Source organism: Nocardiopsis sp. NPDC006139 (assembly GCF_040614155.1).
In the GTDB taxonomy this organism is placed as follows: Bacteria; Actinomycetota; Actinomycetes; order Streptosporangiales; family Streptosporangiaceae; genus Nocardiopsis; species Nocardiopsis changdeensis.
In genome coordinates, this window is sequence record NZ_JBEXTT010000010.1 from 239,535 (window position 1) to 260,246 (window position 20,712).

Consider the following 20,712-nt stretch of genomic DNA (forward strand, 5'->3'; position numbering starts at 1 on the left):
TTCCGAAGCACACAGTACGCAAGGGCGGACAGTGCTCGGGACCCCGGGGTGCGGGGACGGCGCGGGCCGGTGCGGGACACCCGCGCCGGCCCGGCCGCCCGCCGGGCGCTACTCGCCCGTGGTGACGTAGTAGCAGCTCTCGGAGAGGTCCCCGCCGCTCAGGTCCACCGTCCCGTGCATGGGCCGGGTGAACAGCGAGTCGCTGTTGGCGATGACGATGCGGTACTCGCCCGGCTCCAGCTCGACCTTGAGGGTCTCGCCCTCGCCGAAGCACGCGTCGTAGGAGGGCGGCGAGCCCGGCGCGTAGGTGTCGCAGTCCTCGCACGGGGCCGCGGTGACCTCGCCGTGGACCTTGTCCGGTCCCACGTAGAGGAAGCGCAGCTCGTACGGCGAGTGGTTGACGATCTCGAAGACGAACTTGTCGTTGCCCGAGCCGCCCGTGGGCGAGGCGTCCAGGTCGCTCTCGCCGATGGCGGTCATCAGGTCCATCTCCTGCTCGATGCGCCCGGCACCGATGTGGGTGACCATCGTCTCGACGTCGCCGGCCTCGTAGTCGGCGTACTGGGACTCCAGGATCTCGACCATCTCGTCGGCTTGGTCGAACTCCTGGGCCTCGACGGACTCCCAGCCGCACTCCAGGGCGGCCTCGGGGCGCTCCTCCTCGATCCGGTCGGGGATCTCGGGGGCCGCGCTCCAGTCGAGGTCCCTGAGGACGTCGATCTGGTCCAGGCCCACGCACCACTCCGAGCCCAGGCGGTTGGTGCCCGTCTCGTACAGGCCGACCAGCGCCTCGGGCACCCGGCCCGCGGCCGCGGTGCCCTCGTAGTCCACCGGGATGATCGCGAAGATCTCGTGGGCCCGCAGGACGTCGTCGGTGTACTCGGGGGTGACCTCGCCGGCGAGCGCGGCGTCGGCGTTCTCCAGCAGGTCGGTCGCGTAGGAGAAGTGGATGTCGGCGACCTCGCCGTCGGTGTCCTGCCAGCGGGCGGCGGGGTGCTCGAAGTAGACCGCGTAGGAGTCCAGCGCCCGCCCGTAGTCCTCGGCGGCGACGTCCTCTTGGGCCTGCTCCAGCAGCCGGCAGGCGGCGATCCCGGCGCGGGCGCGCTCCATGAGCGAGGAGGAGAAGGACAGCTGGAAGAAGTCCTCGACGGACTCGTACTCGGCGACGGCCTCGGAGTTCCCGCACTCGCCGCGGGCGTGGGAGGCGTCGGCCACGCGCAGCCGCCACTCGCCGAGCTGCCAGACGGCGGTGAGGGAGACGACCAGGGCGACGGCCAGGCCGCCGGCCGTCAGGTAGGGGACGGCGCTGCGGGGCGGGGTGCCGCCCTGGGCGAGGACGCGCTCGTCGTGGGCGCGGCCGGCGAAGAGGCCGTGCGCCGCGGCGGCGAGGAACCAGGCCAGGAGGACCGGGGCCCACAGCAGCAGGTTGTCGGCGGCACCGAGGAACGCCGCGGTGACCAGCAGCCCGAGGGTGACGGCCAGGGCCACGGCGAAGAACGGCCACTGCTTGATGCGGAGGTAGCCCGCGCCCACGCCGGTGGCGTTGAGGGCGGCGGTGTGCAGCGCGGTGGGCGAGGAGAACAGGCCCAGGCGCTTGGGCCGGGGCGGCGGGGGCGGGCCGAACGGGCCGCCGGGGGGGCCGGGCGGGCCGCCGGGACCCATGGGAGCGCCGGGGCCGGTCGGTCCGCCGGGGCCCATCGGAGCCCCCGGTCCGCCGGGAACGCCCCCGGAGTACATGCCGCCGGCGGGCATGCCGCCGTGGGGCGGGACACCGCCGGGGACACCACCGACGGGAGTACCGCCGTAGGGCGGGTTACCACTGGTCGGAGCACCGCCGGGAACACCCCCGGCGGGCGTGCCACCGTAGGGCGGATTGCCACCGGACGGCGGACCACCGGGAACACCTCCGGCGGGAGTACCGCCGTAGGGCGGATTGCCACCGGTCGGGACACCGCCGGGAACACCTCCCGCGGGCGTACCGCTGTACGGCGGGTTTCCTCCGGTCGGCGGACCGCCGGGGACACCCCCGGCGGGAGTACCGCCGTACGGGGTGTCGCCGCCGGTCGGCGGACCGGCCGGTGCGCCCTGGTCGCCCGCGGGCGGCGGGCCCCCCGACGGGGGTACGGGGCCTCCCTGCGGCTGGGACGGGTCTGGGGACGAAGGGGGAAGACTCATGAGGTGGGGCCCTGGGTCGGGGGAACGGGGGAGGCGACCCTGCCTCCCGGGAGATGACAGAGCCTGTCGAGGGCGTTCCCGCCCTCCCTCAGAACACTATCTATGTACCCGGACGACCCCTTCGTGCAGTCCGACCGTTTTCGGCCACCTCGACCGGGAACCGGCTGCCGCCCCCGCACGTCTCAGCGCCCTGGGAGGGGCCCCGGCCTCAGTTCCCCGAGAGCGCGCTGCTGCGGTCCCGGGCGGCCTCGATCGCGTCCGTGAACGCGGCGCGCACCCCGTGCCGCTCCAGCTCGCGCAGCGCCGCCGCGGTGGTCCCGCCCGGCGAGGTGACCGCCTCGCGCAGTACCACCGGGTGCTCCCCCGAGCCGTTGAGCATGGCGGCCGCGCCGGTGATGGTCTGCCCCACCAGTTTCTGGGCGGTGGCCCGCGGCATGCCCATCGCGACCCCGGCCTCGATCATCGTCTCGGCGATGAAGTAGAAGTAGGCGGGCCCGCTGCCGGAGATCGCCGTGACGGTGTCCATGTGCTGCTCGCCGACCCGGATCACCTCGCCGACGGTGCCCAGCAGCGACTCGGCGCGCTCCAGGTGCGCGGGCCCGGTGTGGGCGCCGCCCGCCACGGCGGTCATCCCCTGCCCCATGAGGGCGGGGGTGTTGGGCATGGCCCGCACCACCGGGGTGCCCGGGGGCAGGTGGCTCTCCAGCACGGCGGTGGTGAGCCCGGCGGCGACGGAGATGACGAGCCGCCCGTGGCCCAGGTGCGGGGTGATCTCGTCCAGCAGGGCGACCATGTCCTGCGGCTTGAGGGCGAGCAGCAGCGTGTCCGCGCGCTTGGCGGCCTCGGCGGCCGGCACGACCTCCACGCCGTAGCGCTCGCGCAGCTCGGCCGCGTGCTCCGCGCGCGGCTCCGTGACGAGGACGTCCTCCGGCGCGTGGCCCTTGGCCAGCATCCCGGCGAGCAGCGCCTCGCCCATCTTCCCGGCACCGATGATCGCGATCATGAAAGGGTCCTCTCTGCGGTCCCCTCCAACGCTAGCCGCCCCGGGGAACCGGAGCGGACACCGCGTCCCACCCAGTGGTACGGGCGCCGGGTCAGTCCTCGTCGCCGCTCTCGACCGTGCCCGAGGAGTCCACCTCGAACAGCCGGGGCGGGGCGGGCGGCCGGCGCCGCAGCAGGGCGATCCGCTCGCGCCGGTCGCGGGGCCGCGGTGCCCCCGCGGGTTCGGCGGGCCGGGCGAAGTGCAGCCGTGTGAAGGCCAGCGCCTCGGCCAGCTCCCGCAGCCGGGCCTGGCGGTCGGGCGCCTTGCGGGTGCTCACCTCCAGCACCAGCTGGCCCTCGAACCCGCCCGCGGCCAGGTACTCCAGGACCTCGGCGACCGGCTGGCGGCCGCGGCCCGGGATGAGGTGCTCGTCGAGGTTCTGCCCGCCGAAGCCGTCCGCGACGTGGATGTGGGAGAGCCGGTCGCCCAGCCGCTTGGCCATGTCCATGGCGTCGGAGCCCGACATCGCGGTGTGCGACATGTCGAGGGTGACGTCGGCGTAGTCGCGGTCGAGGGGGTTCCAGCTCGGGGCGTAGGGCACGACCTCGCGGTCGCGCACGCGCACCGGGTACATGTTCTCGACGGCGAAGACGACGTCGGTCTCCTCCTGCATGCGGGCGACGCCCACCTCGAACTCGCGGGCGTAGTCGCGCTGCCAGCGGAAGGCGGGGTGGACCACGATGGTCTTGGCGCCCAGCGCCTCGGCCATCTCCTTGGAGCGGACGAGCTTGCCCCAGGGCTCGCGCCCCCACACCCGCTGGGTGAGGACGAGGCACGGGGAGTGGACTGCGGTGACCGGGATCTGGTGGTAGTCGGAGAGGCGCCGCAGCAGGTCGATGTCCTGGCTGGCGGGGTCGGAGGAGACGAGCACCTCGATGCCGTCGTACCCCAGTTTCGCGGCGATCTCGAAGGCGGCCGGGGTCTTCTCAGGGTAGACCGACGCCGTCGAGAGGACGACGGGCGCGTCTGGTACCTGGATAGCGCTCACGTGGACAGGGTATGCGCTCCGGCCCGCCCCGTGCGTAGCCGCCGTGTGAACGTGGCGTGCCGCCGGTCCGCGCCCCGCGGGGCGCTGCGCGTAGGCTCTTCGGTCATGATCCCCGCAGAGGCCGTCCCGAGCCCGAACATCTGGCGCCACCCCGACGTCTACGAGCTGGAGAACCTCGCCGTGGACCCGGACGGGGTCATCGAGGCGGCGATGGAGCGCATCCGCCCGATGGCGGGCGCCCGGGTGCTGGACATCGGGTGCGGCACCGGGTTCCACCTGCCCCGGTTCGCGCGGAGCGCGGCCCGGGTGACCGGGGTGGAGCCCCATCCCGCGCTGGCGGCGCGGGCCCGCAAGCGGGTGGCGGGACTGGACGGCGTCGAGGTCCTGAACGGTGTGGCCCAGCGGCTGCCCGTCCCCGACTCCGTCGTCGAGGTCGCGCACGCCCGCTGGGCCTACTTCTTCGGCCCCGGCTGCGAGCCCGGCCTGGCCGAGCTCGACCGGGTGATGCGACGCGGCGGGGTCGCGTTCGTGATCGACAACGACGCGACCCGCTCCACGTTCGGCGGCTGGTTCCGGCGGTCGCTGCCGTCGTACGACCCGGCCGCCGTAGAACGGTTCTGGTCCTCCCACGGGTTCGGGCGCGAGGCCCTGACGATGCGATGGGACTTCACCGACCGCCGCGCCTTCGAGGCGGTGGTGGGGATCGAGTTCCCTCCGGCCCTGGCCGCGGAGATCATCGCGGCGCATCCGGGGACCGCGGTGGACTACGCGGTCAATCTCTGGTGGCGGAGGTACTGAGTGCACCGGGTCCAGGGGTGCGGGCCGCCGGGGTCACCCCCCGGGAGAGCGTGTGCCCGCGGCCGTCGGCGCCCTGCGCGCGGCCTGCGGGGGCGGCGTCACAGCCGCACGGCTCCGGCGAGGTTGTAGCGGGTGACGTCCCGCTCGCGGACCTCGTCGCCCGTCCGGGGCGCGTCGATCATCCGGCCGTTGCCGAGGTAGATGGCGACGTGGTAGGCGTAGCCGCCGCTGTCGGTCCAGTACAGGAGGTCGCCCCTCCTCGCGTTGGAGTAGCTCACCCGGGTGCCGTGGTTCACCTGGTCCTGGGCGATACGGGGCAGGTTCACCCCGGCCTGCTTGAACGACCACTGGACGAGCCCGGAGCAGTCGAAGCCGCCGGGCTTGCTCCCGCCCCAGGCGTAGGGGGTCCCCTTCTGGGACTCGGCGGCCTCGATCGCCCTCTCCGCGGTGGCGGAGGAGAGCTGGTGGACGCGCTCGCCCCCGTTCGCCGGGGCGGCGGGGGCCGCCTGCGCGAGCCCGGGTGCGGCGCCGAACGCCAGCGCGGCGGCGAGGAGGGCCGCGGAGAGCGCACGCGCCCCGGTCCGGGGCCGCCGGGAGTGCGAGGCCTGCCGCCCCGGGTCCGCGGGACGACAGGCCTGCGTTTGCTCGTGGTGTCGCGGTATTCGCACTGGTCCTCCACATGCCGAATGTCGGTTCGCCGTGGCGTCCGCGCCCCTGCGACGCGGATGGGTCGGTCACGACGCGCATTTCATTCGTCACACAGACACCACGAGAAATCACTCTCCGTAGTCTAATCGGTCTCCAAAAAAGGTAAAGCATCCTTGACGGAGGGCGCCGAAACCGGGTCAGGCCATGGCCAAACGCCCCTCACCCGGCACGGCTCCCCCGCCCGCCTCCGGCGGGGTTCCGTCACCCACGGTGGCGAACCGGGCCGGGCGGCGCCCGTCAGGCGACGGGGGCGCCCAGCGCGGCGGCGACGCGGTCGGCGACGGCGGCCATGCCCTCGGCGTTGGGGTGCACCGGGGCCGCGGAGTTCTCCGGGATGATCCCCTCCACCCAGCGCTCGGAGCCCGGGGAGCAGATGTCGTGGCCGCGCTCCAGGACGTCGACGAAGACCGCGCCGTGGGCGGCGGCCTCCTCGGCGATCATCGTGTTGAGCGCGGTCTGCACCCCGTCCAGGTAGGCCACGTCGCCGCGGGCGATCGGCTCCCTCGGCCAGCAGCCGTTGCTCTCGGGGAGGATCTGGAGGTACCCGACCGCGAGCACGGTCGCGCCGGGGCTGCGGACGGCGATCTCCTCGTACACACCGGAGATCTCGTCGCGCAGGTCGTCCACCCTCCGGTCGAGTTCGTCGCCGTAGTGGCGCTCGCAGGGGTTGCCCAGCGGGTTCTCCAGGCTGCGCTTGGCGCAGGTGGTGAGCACGTCCACGAAGCCGAAGTCGTTGCCGCCGATCCCCACCGTCACCAGGTCGGTGTCGGGGGTGAGGGCGTCGTACTGCGGGGCGACCCCCGTGAACTGGGACTCGGAGAAGTCGGCGGTGACCGCCCCCGAGCAGCTGACGTCGGTGAACTCGGCCACGCCCAGCCGGTCGGCGGTGAGCTGGGCGTAGTTGGCCGAGGAGCGCAGGCAGCGGGGGTCGGAGCCGGGCGCGTACGGCGGGATCAGCGGGCCGGCGGTGAACGAGTCGCCCAGGGCGACGTAGTGCTGGAAGGCGGCCTCCTCGGCGGCCGCGGGGGCGGCCGCCAGGGACAGGCCCAGGGCCGCGGCCGCGACGAGTGCGGCGCTTCGGGAGCGTCGCGGCTTCGCGGGCGGTTCGGGGGCGAAGGGGGCTTCGGGGGACATGGACGGCGTGTCGGTGCGGGGCACGCGGGTCTCCTCTCCAGGGAGCGGGGGGTGGTCGGAGGTTCCGGACCCTAGGAATTCTGTAACACGACCTTCACGGAAAGTGTCCTAACCCGTAGGTAACTTTCTTGTGGCGCACCGCGTCCGGCGACCCCGGCGGGCGGCCCGGGCGGGCGCCGCGGCCGCGGCCCGTCCACAGGGGAGGTCCGGGGCGGACGGAGCGTCCCCGGCAGGCGTTAGCGTGTCGGACATGGCCAAAGCGAAGACGATGTTCCGGTGCGCCGAGTGCGGCTGGACCACCCTCAAATGGGTGGGCCGCTGCGGGGAGTGCCAGGCGTGGGGCACGGTCGAGGAGGCCGGGGCCCCGGCGCCCATGGCGGTCGCCCCCGCCGCGGTGACCTCCCGGGCGCGCCCCATCACCGAGATCAGCGTGGAGAGCGCCGAGGCCGTGCCCACCGGCATCGACGAGCTCGACCGGGTGCTGGGCGGCGGCGCCGTCCCGGGCGGCGTGGTCCTGCTCGCCGGCGAGCCCGGTGTCGGCAAGTCCACCCTGCTGCTCGAGGTGGCCGCCAAGCGCGCCCAGGCCGGGCCCGTCCTGTACGTGACCGGCGAGGAGTCGGCCGGGCAGGTCCGCCTGCGCGCCGAGCGCCTGGGGGCGCTGTCGGACAAGCTGTACCTGGCGGCGGAGACCTCCATCGCCACCGTGGCCTCGCACGTGGACGCGGTGGCGCCGGGCCTGCTCATCGTCGACTCGGTGCAGACCATGATGTCCCCCGACACCACCGGCGTCCCGGGCGGCGTGACCCAGGTGCGGCAGGTGACCGGCGCGCTCATCCAGCTCGCCAAGGAGCGCGGGATCGCCACGGTCCTGGTCGGACACGTGACCAAGGACGGCTCCATCGCCGGCCCGCGCCTGCTGGAGCACCTGGTGGACGTGGTGCTCCACTTCGAGGGCGAGCGCCACTCCCAGCTGCGCCTGCTGCGCGCGGTCAAGAACCGTTACGGCCCCACCGACGAGATCGGCTGCTTCGAGCTGACCGAGACCGGCATCGTGGGGCTGGCCGACCCCAGCGGCCTGTTCCTCACCGAGCGCACCGACCCGGTCCCGGGCACCTGCATCACCGTGGCCCTGGAGGGGCGGCGGCCGATCATCGCCGAGGTCCAGGCGCTGGTGGCGCCGACCCCGCTGCCGGCGCCCCGCCGGGCCACCTCGGGCCTGGACACCTCACGGGTGAACATGATCCTGGCGGTGCTGGAGAAGCGGACCGGGATGAAGCTCGCCAGCCTCGACGTGTACGCCTCCACGGTGGGCGGCGTGCGCCTGACCGAGCCCGCGATCGACCTCGCGCTGGCGATGGCCGCGGGCAGCTCGCACAACGACGTCGCCCTGCCGCGCGGCCTGGTGGTGGTCGGCGAGGTCGGCCTGGCCGGGGACGTGCGCACGGTCACCGGCGCCCGCCGCCGGGTGGCCGAGGCGCAGCGCCTGGGCTTCACCGAGGCGATCGTGCCCAAGCACTTCGGCGACCCGGTCCCCGGCATCCGCGTCCACGAGGTGGAGGAGCTCAGCGAGGCCCTGATGCGCGTGGCCAGGCGGCGCTGACCGGGGGCTGGAGCCTGTTTCTTGAGACTTCCCCTGTGCCGCCGGGGGTTCGCGAGGCGCCCGGCGGGGTTCTGGAGGCCCGAAGGAGACGTCCTCCAGGAAGGTCTGTGGCCGCAGGCCGCCCGTTGAGGACCTTCCGCCGCTCGACGGGCGGGCCGACGCTCAGCAGAGGTTCACAAGAGCACGGCCTAGAAGGCGAAGACCGCGCCCTTGGCGGTGCGCAGGACGCAGGGGTTGCCGAAGGTCTGCTCGAACTCCTCGTGCCCGCGGGCGGTGGCGGTGACCGGGCGGTACTCCATGGTGCAGAAGCCCTCGGCGGGGGCGACGGCCTCGATCGACCCGGCCCCGGCGATGGCGGCGCAGGCCGCCTCCGCCTCGGGGTGGGCGCCGCCGACGGGGTCGCAGTGCAGGGTGGTGACGGAGCGCTGGCCGGTGCCCTCGTCGGTGACGGTGAGGACGTACCGGTCGGAATGGCGGTCGGCCGAGGCCGCCCCGGGGGTGAGGGCGAGGGCGGCGAACAGGGCGAGGCCGCAGGCGGCGAGGCGTTTCACGGTGGGCTGGCTCCCGGATGGAGGAACACGGACGGCACTCATAGTAGCCACATGAGTGCCGTCCGTGTTTGTATTCGCCGGGTCCGGCTCAGGCCTTCAGCTGGAACACCACCTGGTCGGTCGAGCCCGCGTAGTCCCCGTGCAGGTTGGCGCGGTACCAGCCGGGCCGGGCCTGGGACGTGCCCTCGCGGCAGTCGGTGAAGGAGCGCACCCGCTCCCAGGTGATCGTGAACTCGTGCGGCACGCCACGGCTCAGCTGGCGGTCCTCGCGGGCCTCGCCCTCGACGCAGTCGGCGGTGGAGAAGATGCGGTCGTCACCGGAGTGGATGCGCAGTTCCAGGGCCTCGCGCCCCACGTCGACGGTGCAGGTCTGCTCGGCGGTGTTCACCACGGTGACCCGGAAGGCCGGGTTCTGGCCGGCCCCGTAGACCTCCTTGTCGGCCTCCGCGAAGTCGAAGGTGACCACCACGTCCTGGGGACGGCACAGGTCCTCCGGCTTCTCCGGCGCGGCCGCCGCGCCGCCGGACCCCTCCTCGCCACCGCCGTCCTCGCCCTCGGACTCCTCGGCGTCGGAGGGGTCGTCGGAGGCGGACGGGTCCTCGCTCGGAGAGGCGTCGGCCTCCGAGGGGTCCTCCGACGGTTCCGGTGACGCGGAGGGGTCCTCCGGTGCGACACTGGGGGAGGCGTCATCGCCCATACCCGCTTCGGACCGGGTCGTCTCCCCCTCGTCCCCGCCGCCCGGGCGGCACGCGAAGACGATGAGGGTGAGCACCAACATGACCCCGGCCAGCACGAGGGCGCGCCGCTTCCAGTAGGTCTCGGGACTGACGGGATGTCCGGTACTTGACGCCATGGCCCGTAGTATTGCGGTTTTGCGGGCGCGCCACCTACTCAACCCGCCGATCCCCGGTTTAAAGATGAGCGATAACCCTTACAGCACCGCCGTTCTGGCCTGGTACGAGGCCAACGCCCGCGATCTCCCCTGGCGGGAGCCGGGGGCCTCCCCCTGGTCGATCCTGGTCAGCGAGATCATGCTCCAGCAGACCCCGGTCGTGCGGGTCCTGCCCGCCTGGCGGGCCTGGATGGAGCGCTGGCCCACCCCCGCCGACCTGGCGAAAGACTCACCGGGTGAGGCGGTCCGCATGTGGGACCGGCTCGGCTACCCGCGCCGGGCGCTGCGCCTGCACGCCTGCGCGACGGTCATCACCGAGGAGCACGACGGGGTGGTGCCCGACGACCACGCCACCCTGCTGGCGCTGCCGGGCATCGGCGCGTACACGGCGGCGGCCGTGGCGAGCTTCGCTTTCGGCCAGCGGCACGCCATTCTGGACACCAACGTGCGCCGGGTCCTGGCCCGGGCCGAAACAGGCATCGAGTACCCGCCGAAAACCCAGACCAAGAGCGAGGTGACCCTCGCCGAGTCGCTGCTGCCGCCCGAGCCGTCCGTGGCCGCCCGCTGGGGCGTGGCCGTGATGGAGCTCGGCGCCCTGGTGTGCACCGCCCGTTCGCCCAAGTGCGTCGACTGCCCCATCGCGAACCAGTGCGCCTGGACGGCGGCGGGGCGGCCCGCGCACAGCGGACCGCCCCGGCGCGGCCAGACCTACGCGGGCACCGACCGCCAGGTCCGCGGCCGCCTCCTGGCGGTGCTGCGCGACTCGGCCGTGCCGGTGCCCAAGGAGGCGCTGGACGCCGTCTGGGACGACCGCGTCCAGCGCGAGCGCGCCCTGGACGCCCTGGTCGTCGACGGCCTCGTGGACCCGCTGGAGGACGGCCGCTACGCGCTGCCCTCCTGAGTCCCTCAGGCGCCCATCGTGGCGATGGTCCCGTCCTCGATGAGCAGCTCGACCTCGGCCTCGCTCTCGGAGATCCCGCCGCTGCACGGGGCGCCGGGCTCGGGGGTGGCCGGTCCCTGGACGTACTCGCGCAGGTAGTCGGTGAGCGCCGGGTCGGCGGGGTCGTCCAGGGTGAGCTGCGAGCCCCAGGCGGAGGCCACCACCGGGGACGGCAGGCCCTCCATCGGGCTGATCACCAGGTAGTCGCCGGAGGTGTACAGCGACTCCAGGACCGCGACGTCGTCCGGGGCCATGGAGGGGTCGTAGGTGATCCACACCGCGCCGTGCTCCAGCGAGTGCACGGCCAGCTCCGCGCGCAGCGGCTCGGTGTACACGCCGCAGTTCTGCCAGGTCGGGTAGTGGGGGCCGCCCGCCGGCGGGAACATGTCGTAGGAGACGGTCTCGCCGGGCTCGACGTGGTCGGCCGACAGGTTCTCGAAGGTGGTCACCTCACCGCCGGACCCGCCCCGGGACGAGACGTAGAACCACAGTCCGCCGCCCGCGACGAGCAGCACCAGGACCAGGGCGCCGGCGACGATGCCGATGACGAGCCCGGCCGAGGACTTCTTCGGCGGCGGCGGGTACCCGCCGGGAGGCCCGCCCGCGTGGCCGGGCTGCGGGCCGTATCCCGGCTGCGGCGGTTGCGGCGGCCCGTAGCCCGGCTGCGGCCCGTACCCGGGGGGCGGGCCCGCCTGCGGCGGGCCGTGTCCCTGGTGGGGCTGCTGCGGGGGCGGCTGCTGCGGGCCCTGCTGTCGGGGGTCGTGGTGGGGATCATGCGGCTGAGTCACCCTCGCACCCTAACCGGTCCCCCGCGCCGGCCCCGGGCCCGGGAACGACGGCGGGGGCGCCCGAGGGCGCCCCCGCTGACGGAGTGCGTTGTGCCGGGTCCGTTACTCGGCCTTGCCCGCGGCCGACTCCTCGACCTCGGGGGTGTCCGGGACGGCGGCCGGCTTGGGCACACCCTTGAAGGTGAGCTTGGCGTCGGTGCCCTCCCCCTCGGCGTCGATCACGACGATCTGGCCCGCCTTGAGGTCGCCGAACAGGATCTTCTCCGAGAGCTGGTCCTCGATCTCCCGCTGGATCGTCCGGCGCAGCGGCCGGGCGCCCAGGACCGGGTCGAAGCCCCGCTCCGACAGCAGCTTCTTGGCCGCGGGACGGAGCTCGATGCCCATGTCCCGCTCCTTGAGGCGGTTGTCGAGGCTGGAGATCATCAGATCCACGATCTGGAAGATCTCGCTCTCGGTCAGCTGGTGGAAGACGATGATGTCGTCCACACGGTTGAGGAACTCCGGCCGGAAGTTCTGCTTGAGCTCCTCGCCGACCTTGGCCTTCATCCGCTCGTAGTTGGTCTGGGCGTCGTCCTCCTTGGCGAAGCCCATGGCCACGCCCTTGGAGATGTCCCGGGTGCCCAGGTTGGTCGTCATGATGATGACCGTGTTCTTGAAGTCGACGTTGCGACCCTGGGCGTCGGTGAGACGGCCCTCCTCCAGCACCTGGAGGAGCGAGTTGAAGATGTCGTTGTGGGCCTTCTCGATCTCGTCGAACAGGACCACGGAGAACGGCTTGCGGCGCACCTTCTCGGTGAGCTGGCCGCCCTCCTCGTAGCCGACGTACCCGGGCGGGGAGCCGAACAGCCGCGAGACCGTGTGCTTCTCCATGAACTCGGACATGTCCAGCTGGATCAGCGCGTCCTCGTCCCCGAACAGGAACTCGGCCAGGGTCTTGGACAGCTCGGTCTTACCGACACCGGACGGGCCGGCGAAGATGAACGAACCGCCGGGGCGCTTGGGGTCCTTCAGACCCGCACGCGTGCGCCGGATCGCCTGGGAGAGCGCCTTGATGGCGTCCTCCTGGCCGATGACGCGGCGGTGCAGCTCGTCCTCCATGCGCAGCAGCCGGGAGCTCTCCTCCTCGGTGAGCTTGAAGACCGGGATGCCGGTGGAGGCGGCCAGGACCTCGGCGATGAGCTCCTCGTCGACCTCGGCCACGACGTCCATGTCGCCGGCCTTCCACTCCTTCTCCCGCTGCGCCTTCTTGGCCAGCAGCTGCTTCTCGTCGTCGCGCAGCGAGGCGGCCTTCTCGAAGTCCTGCGCGTCGATCGCGGACTCCTTGTCCCGGCGGACGCCGGCGATCTTCTCGTCGAACTCGCGCAGGTCCGGCGGCGCGGTCATGCGGCGGATGCGCATGCGCGAGCCGGCCTCGTCGATGAGGTCGATCGCCTTGTCCGGCAGGAACCGGTCGCTGATGTAGCGGTCGGCGAGGTTGGCCGCGGCCACCAGGGCGCTGTCGGTGATGGAGACCCGGTGGTGGGCCTCGTACCGGTCGCGCAGGCCCTTGAGGATCTCGATGGCGTGCGTGATGGTCGGCTCGTCCACCTGGATGGGCTGGAAGCGGCGCTCCAGCGCGGCGTCCTTCTCCAGGTACTTGCGGTACTCGTCCAGCGTGGTCGCGCCGATGGTCTGCAGCTCGCCGCGGGCCAGCATGGGCTTGAGGATGGAGGCGGCGTCTATGGCGCCCTCCGCCGCGCCCGCGCCGACCAGCGTGTGCAGCTCGTCGATGAACAGGATGATGTCGCCGCGGGTGCGGATCTCCTTGAGCACCTTCTTGAGGCGCTCCTCGAAGTCGCCCCGGTAGCGGCTGCCCGCGACCAGCGCGCCCAGGTCCAGCGTGTAGAGCTGCTTGTCCTTGAGCGTCTCGGGGATCTCCCCCTTGACGATCTTCTGGGCCAGGCCCTCGACGACCGCCGTCTTGCCGACGCCGGGCTCGCCGATGAGGACCGGGTTGTTCTTGGTCCTGCGGGACAGGACCTGCATGACCCGCTCGATCTCCTTGTCCCGCCCGATGACCGGGTCGAGCTTGCTCTCCCGGGCGGCCTGGGTCAGGTTGCGGCCGAACTGGTCGAGCACCAGGGAGGTGGAGGGGGTGGACTCCGAGGAGCCCGTGGTCGCCTGCGGCTCCTTGCCCTGGTAGCCGTGGAGCAGCTGGATGACCTGCTGGCGGACCCGGTTGAGGTCGGCGCCGAGCTTGACGAGGACCTGGGCGGCGACGCCCTCGCCCTCACGGATGAGGCCGAGCAGGATGTGCTCGGTCCCGATGTAGTTGTGGCCGAGCTGGAGCGCCTCCCGCAGGGACAGCTCCAGGACCTTCTTGGCCCGCGGCGTGAAGGGGATGTGCCCCGACGGCGCCTGCTGGCCCTGGCCGATGATCTCCTCGACCTGCTGCCGAACCGCTTCGAGGCTGATACCGAGACTTTCCAGAGCCTTGGCGGCGACGCCCTCACCCTCGTGGATGAGGCCGAGCAGGATGTGCTCCGTACCGATGTAGTTGTGGTTGAGCATCCTGGCCTCTTCCTGGGCCAGAACAACCACTCGCCTCGCGCGGTCGGTAAACCTCTCGAACATGTCTCGTCGCTCCTCTACAGAGCGGTCAGGCAGGGTCGGTTCCCACCGACCCGACTCTTCCGCATATCGGCCCCACAGGGATAACCGCCCCGGGGAGCACTGTCGCACCCGTCCGAACCGTTCGACCGGCTGCCGAGCGGACGGACATCTCCGCCACGATCCGGCCGAAGCCGTCCGTGCCAGAGACTTTCCCCGACGATAGGGCGTTCACCCAACATCCAACTACCGATTGCGGCGTCAGATTTCCCTGTACGCCGAAGGCGAACGACCCGGTACTCCCGTGATGCCGGGAGTGACCGGGTCGTTGCTTGTACTGGCCGTAATAATCGGCTCTCAGCGAACAGGCTCCGTGTTGTTCAGCCGGAAGCGAAATTGCGGGAAAGCGATCGGCGATCCCGGTCCGGTGGTCTCTGCAGAGGCACCGGGATCGGTCCGAAGTGGTCCTGCGGGTGATCCGGACCCACCGCCGTCCCGTCCTCCGGCTCGCCCCCGTGGGCGGCGGGCCGTGACGCGTCGGCGCCGATCGAGCGGCGCGGGCGTGCCGCGCCGGGGCGTTCGCCCCGCGGACCGGCGTCCCCTCCGCCCGGATCCCCGCAGCAGCGGGGATCCACGTGTCACCGCGGCCGCGGCCGCGTCGGGCGGGTTCTGAGGACCTCGGCCCTCTCCGGGCGGCGCCGGTCGGAATCCGATCAAGAACCGACAACATTTCGGCGTACCCGGGGTCGGGCGGACTAGCCCTTGATGGCCTCGTATTCGGCGACGATCGCGGCGGGGATACGCCCGCGCTCATTGACGGGCTTGCCCGCGGCCTTCGCCCAGGCGCGAATCTCCGCGCTGCGCTCACGGCTGGGGGCATTCCGGCTGGCGGCACGGCGACCGGTCGAGCGGCCCGCCTTCGGCGAAGCCTTGCGAGACGCCTCGACGAACGGAGTAAGGGCCTCACGCAGCTTGGCGGCATTACTCGCACTGAGGTCGATTTCGTACACGGAGCCGTCCAGACCGAACGTGACCGTCTCCTCGGCCTCGCCACCGTCGAGGTCGTCGACCAGGAAAACCTGGACCTTCTGTGCCATGGAATCAAACCTTTCAGAAGAGCGGTGTCTCCGCACCTGAATATAAAGCTATCCCGCAGCCCGCGGGAACACAATTGGCGACGTGCCGGAAATCACCCGGCGGCACCGCCGTCCGGCCATGGGAGGGATCGGCCGGGGAGTGGGCGGCGGGACGCGTGTTCATCACGAAACACCGTCGGAACCGGCCCGTGGCGGCCGGTCGGGGGATGTGATCGGTCAAGGACCGTATCAACGGTCGCCGGATTCTTCGCCTTCCGCGCTCCGGACATTCGCCGTCCCGTTCGCCGCGCCGGTCTCCCCGGCCGCCCGGGTGTTCTCGCCGACGGCCCCGGAGGCCACGGGCGCACCCTTGCCGACCAGGCTTCCGTCCATCCTGCGCGGCGCCATCTCGCGGCGCAGCACCTTCAGGATGAAGTAGCAGAACACGAAGGCGACGACCACCGGAGGGATGAGCGCCGACAATACGTCGAGCAGTCCGGGGGGAAGCACCGACGACAAAAAGTCACCCATCGAACCGGTCCACCCTTCCTGGTTGTTACTTATTGCAGCAAATACCCGACTCAGTGTCGGGACACTCCTGGGGGGATGGCGCCCGACGGGGCGGGCAATCGCATACCGGACATCATAGACACCGTATCCCCTGCTTTGACCGGGGCGGTACCGGGCCCCGGTACGGCAAACCGGAGGGCGTCAATGCGGAGTGCGCTTCGGTGCGCCGGCGCACCGGGGGCCGAAGAGGCCGGGCGGGTCACCGGAAGCGGAGAAATCACGACCCTTCGTCACCGGACTCCGCCGAACTCGCTTCCGGCGGCGGACCGGGCGCAGGTACACATTACCTTCCCCCTTCCACTTCCATACCACCCGGTGTGCCCAATCGCGGGTTCGAGGGTCGGTAGCCGGTTCGGGACCGTGGTCCGTTTGCCTCCGGCATTGCCGGAACGCGGTCCCAAGAGAGTACGAAAACCTTTAGCCACCGGTGTTCTCGACTCCGGGGCCGAGGTGGACCAGCATCCGGGTGTTCCCGAGGGTGTTGGGTTTGACGCGCTCCAGATCGAGGAATTCGGCGACACCTTCGTCATAGGAGCGCAGGAGTTCCTCGTACACCCGGGAGGAGACCGGGGTCCCCTGGATCGGGGCGAAGCCGTGGCGCGCGAAGAAAGCGGTCTCGAACGTCAGGCAGAACACACGGCGCACGCCCAACGCGCGCGCGGTGTCCAAAAGGGCGGAGACGATCCGGTGGCCGATGCCGAAACCGCGCAGGGACGGGTCCACCGCGACGGTGCGCACCTCTGCCAGGTCCTCCCAGAGGACGTGCAGGGCGCCGCAGCCCACCACCCGGAACTCCGCCTCCCCGGGCCCGGCCCCGGACGGGGACCCTCCCCCGGCGTCGTCGGGGGCGATCTCGGCCTCGGCGACCCAGAACTCCTGGACGTCCTCGTAGAGGTTGACCGTGCTCTTGGAGAGCACTCGCCGATCAGCGGTGTAGGTGTCGACGAGGCGGCGGATGTGCGCGACATCGCCGGTGCGGGCGCGCCGCACCTGTACATGACGAACGGGCATAACCGGTCCAGACTATGCCCCTGGGGTCCCGCGCGGATCACCGGCTCGCTCGCGGCCGGTGAACGCGGGCCCCCGAGGACATCGGGCCGGCATGCCCGTGGTCGGTCCCCGGCCGCGCCGGGGAGGAGGGGTGCGTTCGTCCGTCAGATCAGCTGGCGCCGGGCGGCCCAGACGACCGCCTCGATCGGGGTGTTGACCCCGAGCACGTCGCAGATGTTGCGAATGCGCCGGCGCAGCGTACGGGCGCTGAGCTCCAGGTGCCGGGCGGCGACCTCGGTGGTGACACCGGTCGCGATCTCGGCGAGGAGCTCGATCTCTTCGTGACTCAGTTCGACCGGCGCGTACGGACCGACGCCGACTTCGCGCGGGCGGCTCTGCAGGGGGACCACGTTCTCACGGTGCTCCCGTGCCTGCGGCACGCCCTGGTCCTCAACGGTACGTCGTACGAGTGTGGCCTGTTCCACTCCGTCCTCCCTCATCCATGTGAGTGCGGAACATCGACTCGTCACCTGGTGAGATGCGAGTGCGTCGGGAGGGGTTCCGACGCACGGCCCCGTGGTGCGAACTCCTCACGGCCGACCCTCTGGCACAGGGACGGGGGAGTCGTTCGGGCACGGGTCGCACGACCCTTGGAGCGTTGCGGCCTGGGACGGACAGACCGCACCGGTGGGTGTTTGCGAGCGCGCGAGGGGGGACCGGGGCTTCCGGCGCTCCTGACGCACTCCGCGTTACTCGATCCACTTCGGCGAACACGCGGGACTCGGCCCGCTCTCAGCACGCTAGGCGGAGGAGCAGATACCGTCAAGGCCAGATAAATCACCCTGAGTGACAAGACCGGGGCAATACGTCGCACCGTCACGGAAAGGGAAATTCTTTTTCCGCACTGACCTGCGGAAACGGTCACCGTCCGTACAGGCCCGGGCGACGGCCCCCGACAGGGGAAAATCTTCGCCGTGTCGGCGCCCTCCGCGGGCCCGCCGCCGGGGCCCCGCCGTCCGCCTCCGGCACCCGGGTTCGCGACCTGCGCCGGGAACGGCGGCGGGGGCGGTGGCGCGGTGCCTGGACACCGCGCCACCGCCCCCGCTTTCGGACATCCGCCTACCGGGATAAGGACCCGGCAAATGGGACGCCAAAGAAATCAGGCGTCGTTCCCCTCGGGCTTCACGATCGGGAAAAGGACAGTTTCCCGAATGTTCTTGCCGGTGAAGGCCATCAGGAGCCGGTCAATGCCCACACCCACACCGCCGGTCGGCGGCATGCCGTACTCCAGGGCCCGCAGGAAGTCCTCGTCGAGCTGCATCGCCTCCGGGTCGCCGTCGGCGGCCATCAGCGACTGCTCGGTGAGGCGGCGGCGCTGCTCGACCGGGTCGACCAGCTCCGAGTAGCCCGTGCCCAGCTCCATGCCGAAGCCGATGAGGTCCCACTTCTCGGTGAGCAGCGGGTCCTCGCGGTGCTGGCGGGTGAGCGGGCTCGTCTCCAGCGGGAAGTCGCGCACGAACGTGGGCTGGACGAGCGTGTGCTCCACCAGCTCCTCGAAGACGTGCTCGACCAGCTTGCCCTGGCCCCAGGCCGGGTCGTACTCCACGCCCCTGGCCTCGGCCAGGCGGCGGACCTCCTCGACCGGGGTGCGCGGGTCGACCTCGGCGCCCAGCGCCTCGGAGACCGCTCCGTACAGGGTGACCTGCGGCCACTCCCCGCCCAGGTCGTACTCCACCCCGTCGCGCTCGACCACCGTGGTGCCGAACGCGGCGCGGGCCGCGTCCTGGATCAGGGAGCGGGTGACGTCCGCCATGACGTTGTAGTCGGCGTACGCCTGGTAGAACTCCAGCATCGTGAACTCGGGGTTGTGCGTGGAGTCCGCGCCCTCGTTCCGGAAGTTCCGGTTGATCTCGAAGACCTTCTCGAGGCCGCCCACGACCAGCCGCTTCAGCGACAGCTCCGGAGCGATCCGCAGGTAGAGGTCGAGGTCGTAGGCGTTGATGTGAGTGGTGAAGGGCCGCGCCGTGGCACCGCCGTGCACCCGCATCAGCATCGGGGTCTCGACCTCGATGTAGTCGCGCGCGGTGAGCCCGTCCCGGATCGCGCGGATGGCGGCCGAGCGGCGGCGCACCATCTCGCGGGACTCGGGGTTGACGATGAGGTCGACGTAGCGCTGCCGGACCCGGGCCTCGGGGTCGGTGAGGCCCTTGTGCTTCTCCGGGAGCGGGCGCAGGCACTTGGCCGTGAGCGTCCACCTGCGCACCATGATCGACAGCTCGCCGCGGCGGGAGGTGATGACCTCGCCCTCCACGCCCACGTGGTCGCCCAGGTCGACGTCGGCCTTCCAGGCGTCCAGGCGCTCCTGGCCGACCTGGTCCAGCGACAGCATGATCTGGAGGTCGCCGGTCTCGTCGCGCAGGGTGGCGAAGCACAGCTTGCCGCCGGTGCGGTACAGCATCACGCGGCCCGCGATGGCGACGTCCACCCCGGTGCGGGTGTCCGGCGGCAGGTCGGCGTGTTTGTCACGCACGGCGCCGATCGACGTGGAGCGCTCGAAGAGCACGGGGAAGGGGTCGATCCCCTCCGCGCGCAGGCGGTCCAGTTTCTGGCGCCGAACTCTCATCTGTTCGGGCAGGTCGTCGTAGGTGTCGTCGTGCGTGTGGTTCACAGAGGCGATCCTACCGGCGCGGAAGGTCTGGACCGGCCTCCCCGCGGGGTGCCGGAAGCGGCCACAGGGATGAAATCAGTCCCTTCGGTCACTACGATCACACTGCCGTGACCAGCCGACCGGCAGGCACTTCTCGAGAGATGGAAGATATCCGTGGCCGTTGAAGGAAGCACGAAGGCCGTCGTCACGGCCCTCGTGGCGAACATGGGGATCGCCGCGACGAAGTTCGGCGCCTACCTCCTGACCGGGTCGGCGGCGATGCTCGCCGAGTCCATCCACTCGGTCGCGGACTCCAGCAACCAGGGGCTGCTGCTCCTGGGCGGCAAGCGCTCCCGGCGCGCCGCCACCAAGGAGCACCCGTTCGGCTACGGGCGCGAGCGCTACATCTACTCCTTCATCGTGGCGATCGTCCTGTTCAGCGTGGGCGGCCTGTACGCGCTCTACGAGGCCTGGCACAAGATCTCCCACCCCGAGCCGATCACCCAGTGGCAGTGGGTGCCGATCGTCGTGCTGGTGGTGGCGCTCATCCTGGAGTCCTTCGCCATGCGCACGGCCATCAAGGAGTCGAACGCGGTGCGCGGCAAGGCGACCTGGGTGCAGTTCGTGCGCCGGGCCAAGTCGCCGGAGCTGCCGGTCATCCTCCTGGAGGACGCCGGCGCCCTGCTCGGCCTGGTGTTCGCGCTGATCGGCGTGAGTCTGACCCTGGTCACCGGCAACGGCGTCTGGGACGGCCTGGGCACCGCGGCCATCGGCATCCTGCTGGTGGCGATCGCCATCGTGCTGGCCGTCGAGATGAAGAGCCTGCTCATCGGCGAGTCCGCCACCGACGAGCACGTGCGCGAGATCGAGAGGGCGATCGTCTCCGTGGAGGACGTCGACCGCCTCATCCACATGAAGACGCAGCATGTCGGCCCGGAGGAGCTGCTGGTGGCGGCCAAGGTCGCGGTGGACGCCCGGGACGACGCCGCGCGGATCGCGCGGGCGATCAACGAGGCGGAGGCGCGCATCCGCGCGGCCGTGCCGATCGCCCGGATGATCTACATCGAGCCGGACCTGGACCGCGCCGCGGCGGCCGGGGCCTCCGCGGAGGACGCCGGCCGCGTGTGACACCGGCCTGCGACGATGTTGGCCGGGTCCAGGGGGTTGGCCGGGTGGTTGGGGAAGGTGCCGTCGAGCTCGAAGTAGAGCGGCACGATCTCCAGC

Annotated in this window: 18 protein-coding genes; 4 read left to right on the forward strand and 14 right to left on the reverse strand. The window is 71.6% G+C overall.

Translation table 11 applies throughout. The features are described from left to right. Nucleotides 1-108: 108 nt before the first annotated feature. The 3 genes from ABZ249_RS16130 to ABZ249_RS16140 form a co-directional block, all read right to left on the reverse strand. Nucleotides 109-1,662, reverse strand: coding sequence for a DUF1109 domain-containing protein (locus ABZ249_RS16130; protein WP_355262903.1), 1,554 nt, complete (start codon nucleotides 1,660-1,662; stop codon nucleotides 109-111). Nucleotides 1,663-2,383: 721 nt separating this feature from the next. Continuing rightward, nucleotides 2,384-3,253: a pyrroline-5-carboxylate reductase gene (gene proC, locus ABZ249_RS16135; protein ID WP_260697243.1), complete on the reverse strand. Its 870-nt coding sequence runs from the start codon at nucleotides 3,251-3,253 to the stop codon at nucleotides 2,384-2,386. A gap of 16 nt (nucleotides 3,254-3,269) precedes the next feature. Continuing rightward, entirely contained in the window at nucleotides 3,270-4,205 is a 936-nt protein-coding gene (locus ABZ249_RS16140) for a sugar phosphate isomerase/epimerase (RefSeq protein ID WP_355262906.1), read from the reverse strand. A gap of 180 nt (nucleotides 4,206-4,385) precedes the next feature. Here ABZ249_RS16140 and ABZ249_RS16145 point away from each other — a divergent pair, with 180 nt between their 5' ends. Next, entirely contained in the window at nucleotides 4,386-5,003 is a 618-nt protein-coding gene (locus ABZ249_RS16145) for a methyltransferase domain-containing protein (protein WP_255647125.1), read from the forward strand. A gap of 98 nt (nucleotides 5,004-5,101) precedes the next feature. On the opposite strand, the gene ABZ249_RS16150 is transcribed toward ABZ249_RS16145, so the two are convergent. After that, entirely contained in the window at nucleotides 5,102-5,671 is a 570-nt protein-coding gene (locus ABZ249_RS16150) for a C40 family peptidase (RefSeq protein ID WP_355262909.1), read from the reverse strand. Between the two features lie 277 nt (nucleotides 5,672-5,948). Beyond that, entirely contained in the window at nucleotides 5,949-6,845 is an 897-nt protein-coding gene (locus ABZ249_RS16155) for an SGNH/GDSL hydrolase family protein (protein ID WP_355262964.1), read from the reverse strand. A 250-nt stretch (nucleotides 6,846-7,095) separates the two neighbouring features. Here ABZ249_RS16155 and radA point away from each other — a divergent pair, with 250 nt between their 5' ends. Beyond that, on the forward strand, nucleotides 7,096-8,445 hold the full coding sequence (radA, locus tag ABZ249_RS16160; protein ID WP_220563486.1) for a DNA repair protein RadA: 1,350 nt from the start codon (nucleotides 7,096-7,098) through the stop codon (nucleotides 8,443-8,445). 188 nt (nucleotides 8,446-8,633) lie between these two features. Here radA and ABZ249_RS16165 read toward each other — a convergent pair whose 3' ends face one another. Both ABZ249_RS16165 and ABZ249_RS16170 read right to left on the reverse strand, forming a co-directional pair. Next, nucleotides 8,634-8,996 carry an SSI family serine proteinase inhibitor gene (locus ABZ249_RS16165; RefSeq protein ID WP_355262913.1) on the reverse strand — a complete coding sequence of 121 codons (363 nt, stop codon included), beginning with the start codon at nucleotides 8,994-8,996 and terminating at the stop codon, nucleotides 8,634-8,636. 88 nt (nucleotides 8,997-9,084) lie between these two features. Next, a complete protein-coding gene (locus ABZ249_RS16170; RefSeq protein ID WP_355262916.1) occupies nucleotides 9,085-9,849 on the reverse strand; it encodes a hypothetical protein in 765 nt (254 codons plus the stop codon). Nucleotides 9,850-9,913: 64 nt separating this feature from the next. On the opposite strand from ABZ249_RS16170, the gene ABZ249_RS16175 reads away from it, so the two are divergent. After that, complete coding sequence (locus ABZ249_RS16175) at nucleotides 9,914-10,789, forward strand: A/G-specific adenine glycosylase (protein ID WP_355262919.1); 876 nt, start codon at nucleotides 9,914-9,916, stop codon at nucleotides 10,787-10,789. A 5-nt stretch (nucleotides 10,790-10,794) separates the two neighbouring features. Here the strand turns inward: ABZ249_RS16175 and ABZ249_RS16180 are convergent, their stop codons facing one another. From ABZ249_RS16180 to lysX, 7 genes are all read right to left on the reverse strand, one after another. Continuing rightward, nucleotides 10,795-11,616 carry a DUF3105 domain-containing protein gene (locus ABZ249_RS16180; protein WP_355262922.1) on the reverse strand — a complete coding sequence of 274 codons (822 nt, stop codon included), beginning with the start codon at nucleotides 11,614-11,616 and terminating at the stop codon, nucleotides 10,795-10,797. A gap of 102 nt (nucleotides 11,617-11,718) precedes the next feature. Beyond that, nucleotides 11,719-14,229 (reverse strand): ATP-dependent Clp protease ATP-binding subunit, encoded by a 2,511-nt coding sequence (locus ABZ249_RS16185; RefSeq protein ID WP_220563490.1) that lies wholly within the window; start codon nucleotides 14,227-14,229, stop codon nucleotides 11,719-11,721. Nucleotides 14,230-14,960: 731 nt separating this feature from the next. Further along, nucleotides 14,961-15,302: an Lsr2 family protein gene (locus tag ABZ249_RS16190; RefSeq protein ID WP_220563491.1), complete on the reverse strand. Its 342-nt coding sequence runs from the start codon at nucleotides 15,300-15,302 to the stop codon at nucleotides 14,961-14,963. 228 nt (nucleotides 15,303-15,530) lie between these two features. Beyond that, nucleotides 15,531-15,812 (reverse strand): hypothetical protein, encoded by a 282-nt coding sequence (locus tag ABZ249_RS16195; protein WP_355262926.1) that lies wholly within the window; start codon nucleotides 15,810-15,812, stop codon nucleotides 15,531-15,533. 456 nt (nucleotides 15,813-16,268) lie between these two features. Next, nucleotides 16,269-16,862 carry an amino-acid N-acetyltransferase gene (locus ABZ249_RS16200; protein WP_355262929.1) on the reverse strand — a complete coding sequence of 198 codons (594 nt, stop codon included), beginning with the start codon at nucleotides 16,860-16,862 and terminating at the stop codon, nucleotides 16,269-16,271. Between the two features lie 143 nt (nucleotides 16,863-17,005). Further along, the gene (locus ABZ249_RS16205) at nucleotides 17,006-17,326 is read right to left on the reverse strand and encodes a LuxR C-terminal-related transcriptional regulator (protein WP_220563494.1); all 321 of its coding nucleotides are present in this window, start codon (nucleotides 17,324-17,326) and stop codon (nucleotides 17,006-17,008) included. 674 nt (nucleotides 17,327-18,000) lie between these two features. Then, nucleotides 18,001-19,509, reverse strand: a complete 1,509-nt coding sequence (gene lysX, locus ABZ249_RS16210; protein ID WP_355262932.1) for a bifunctional lysylphosphatidylglycerol synthetase/lysine--tRNA ligase LysX — start codon at nucleotides 19,507-19,509, stop codon at nucleotides 18,001-18,003. Between the two features lie 153 nt (nucleotides 19,510-19,662). On the opposite strand from lysX, the gene ABZ249_RS16215 reads away from it, so the two are divergent. Next, nucleotides 19,663-20,616, forward strand: a complete 954-nt coding sequence (locus tag ABZ249_RS16215) for a cation diffusion facilitator family transporter (protein ID WP_355262935.1) — start codon at nucleotides 19,663-19,665, stop codon at nucleotides 20,614-20,616. Nucleotides 20,617-20,712: the final 96 nt, after the last annotated feature.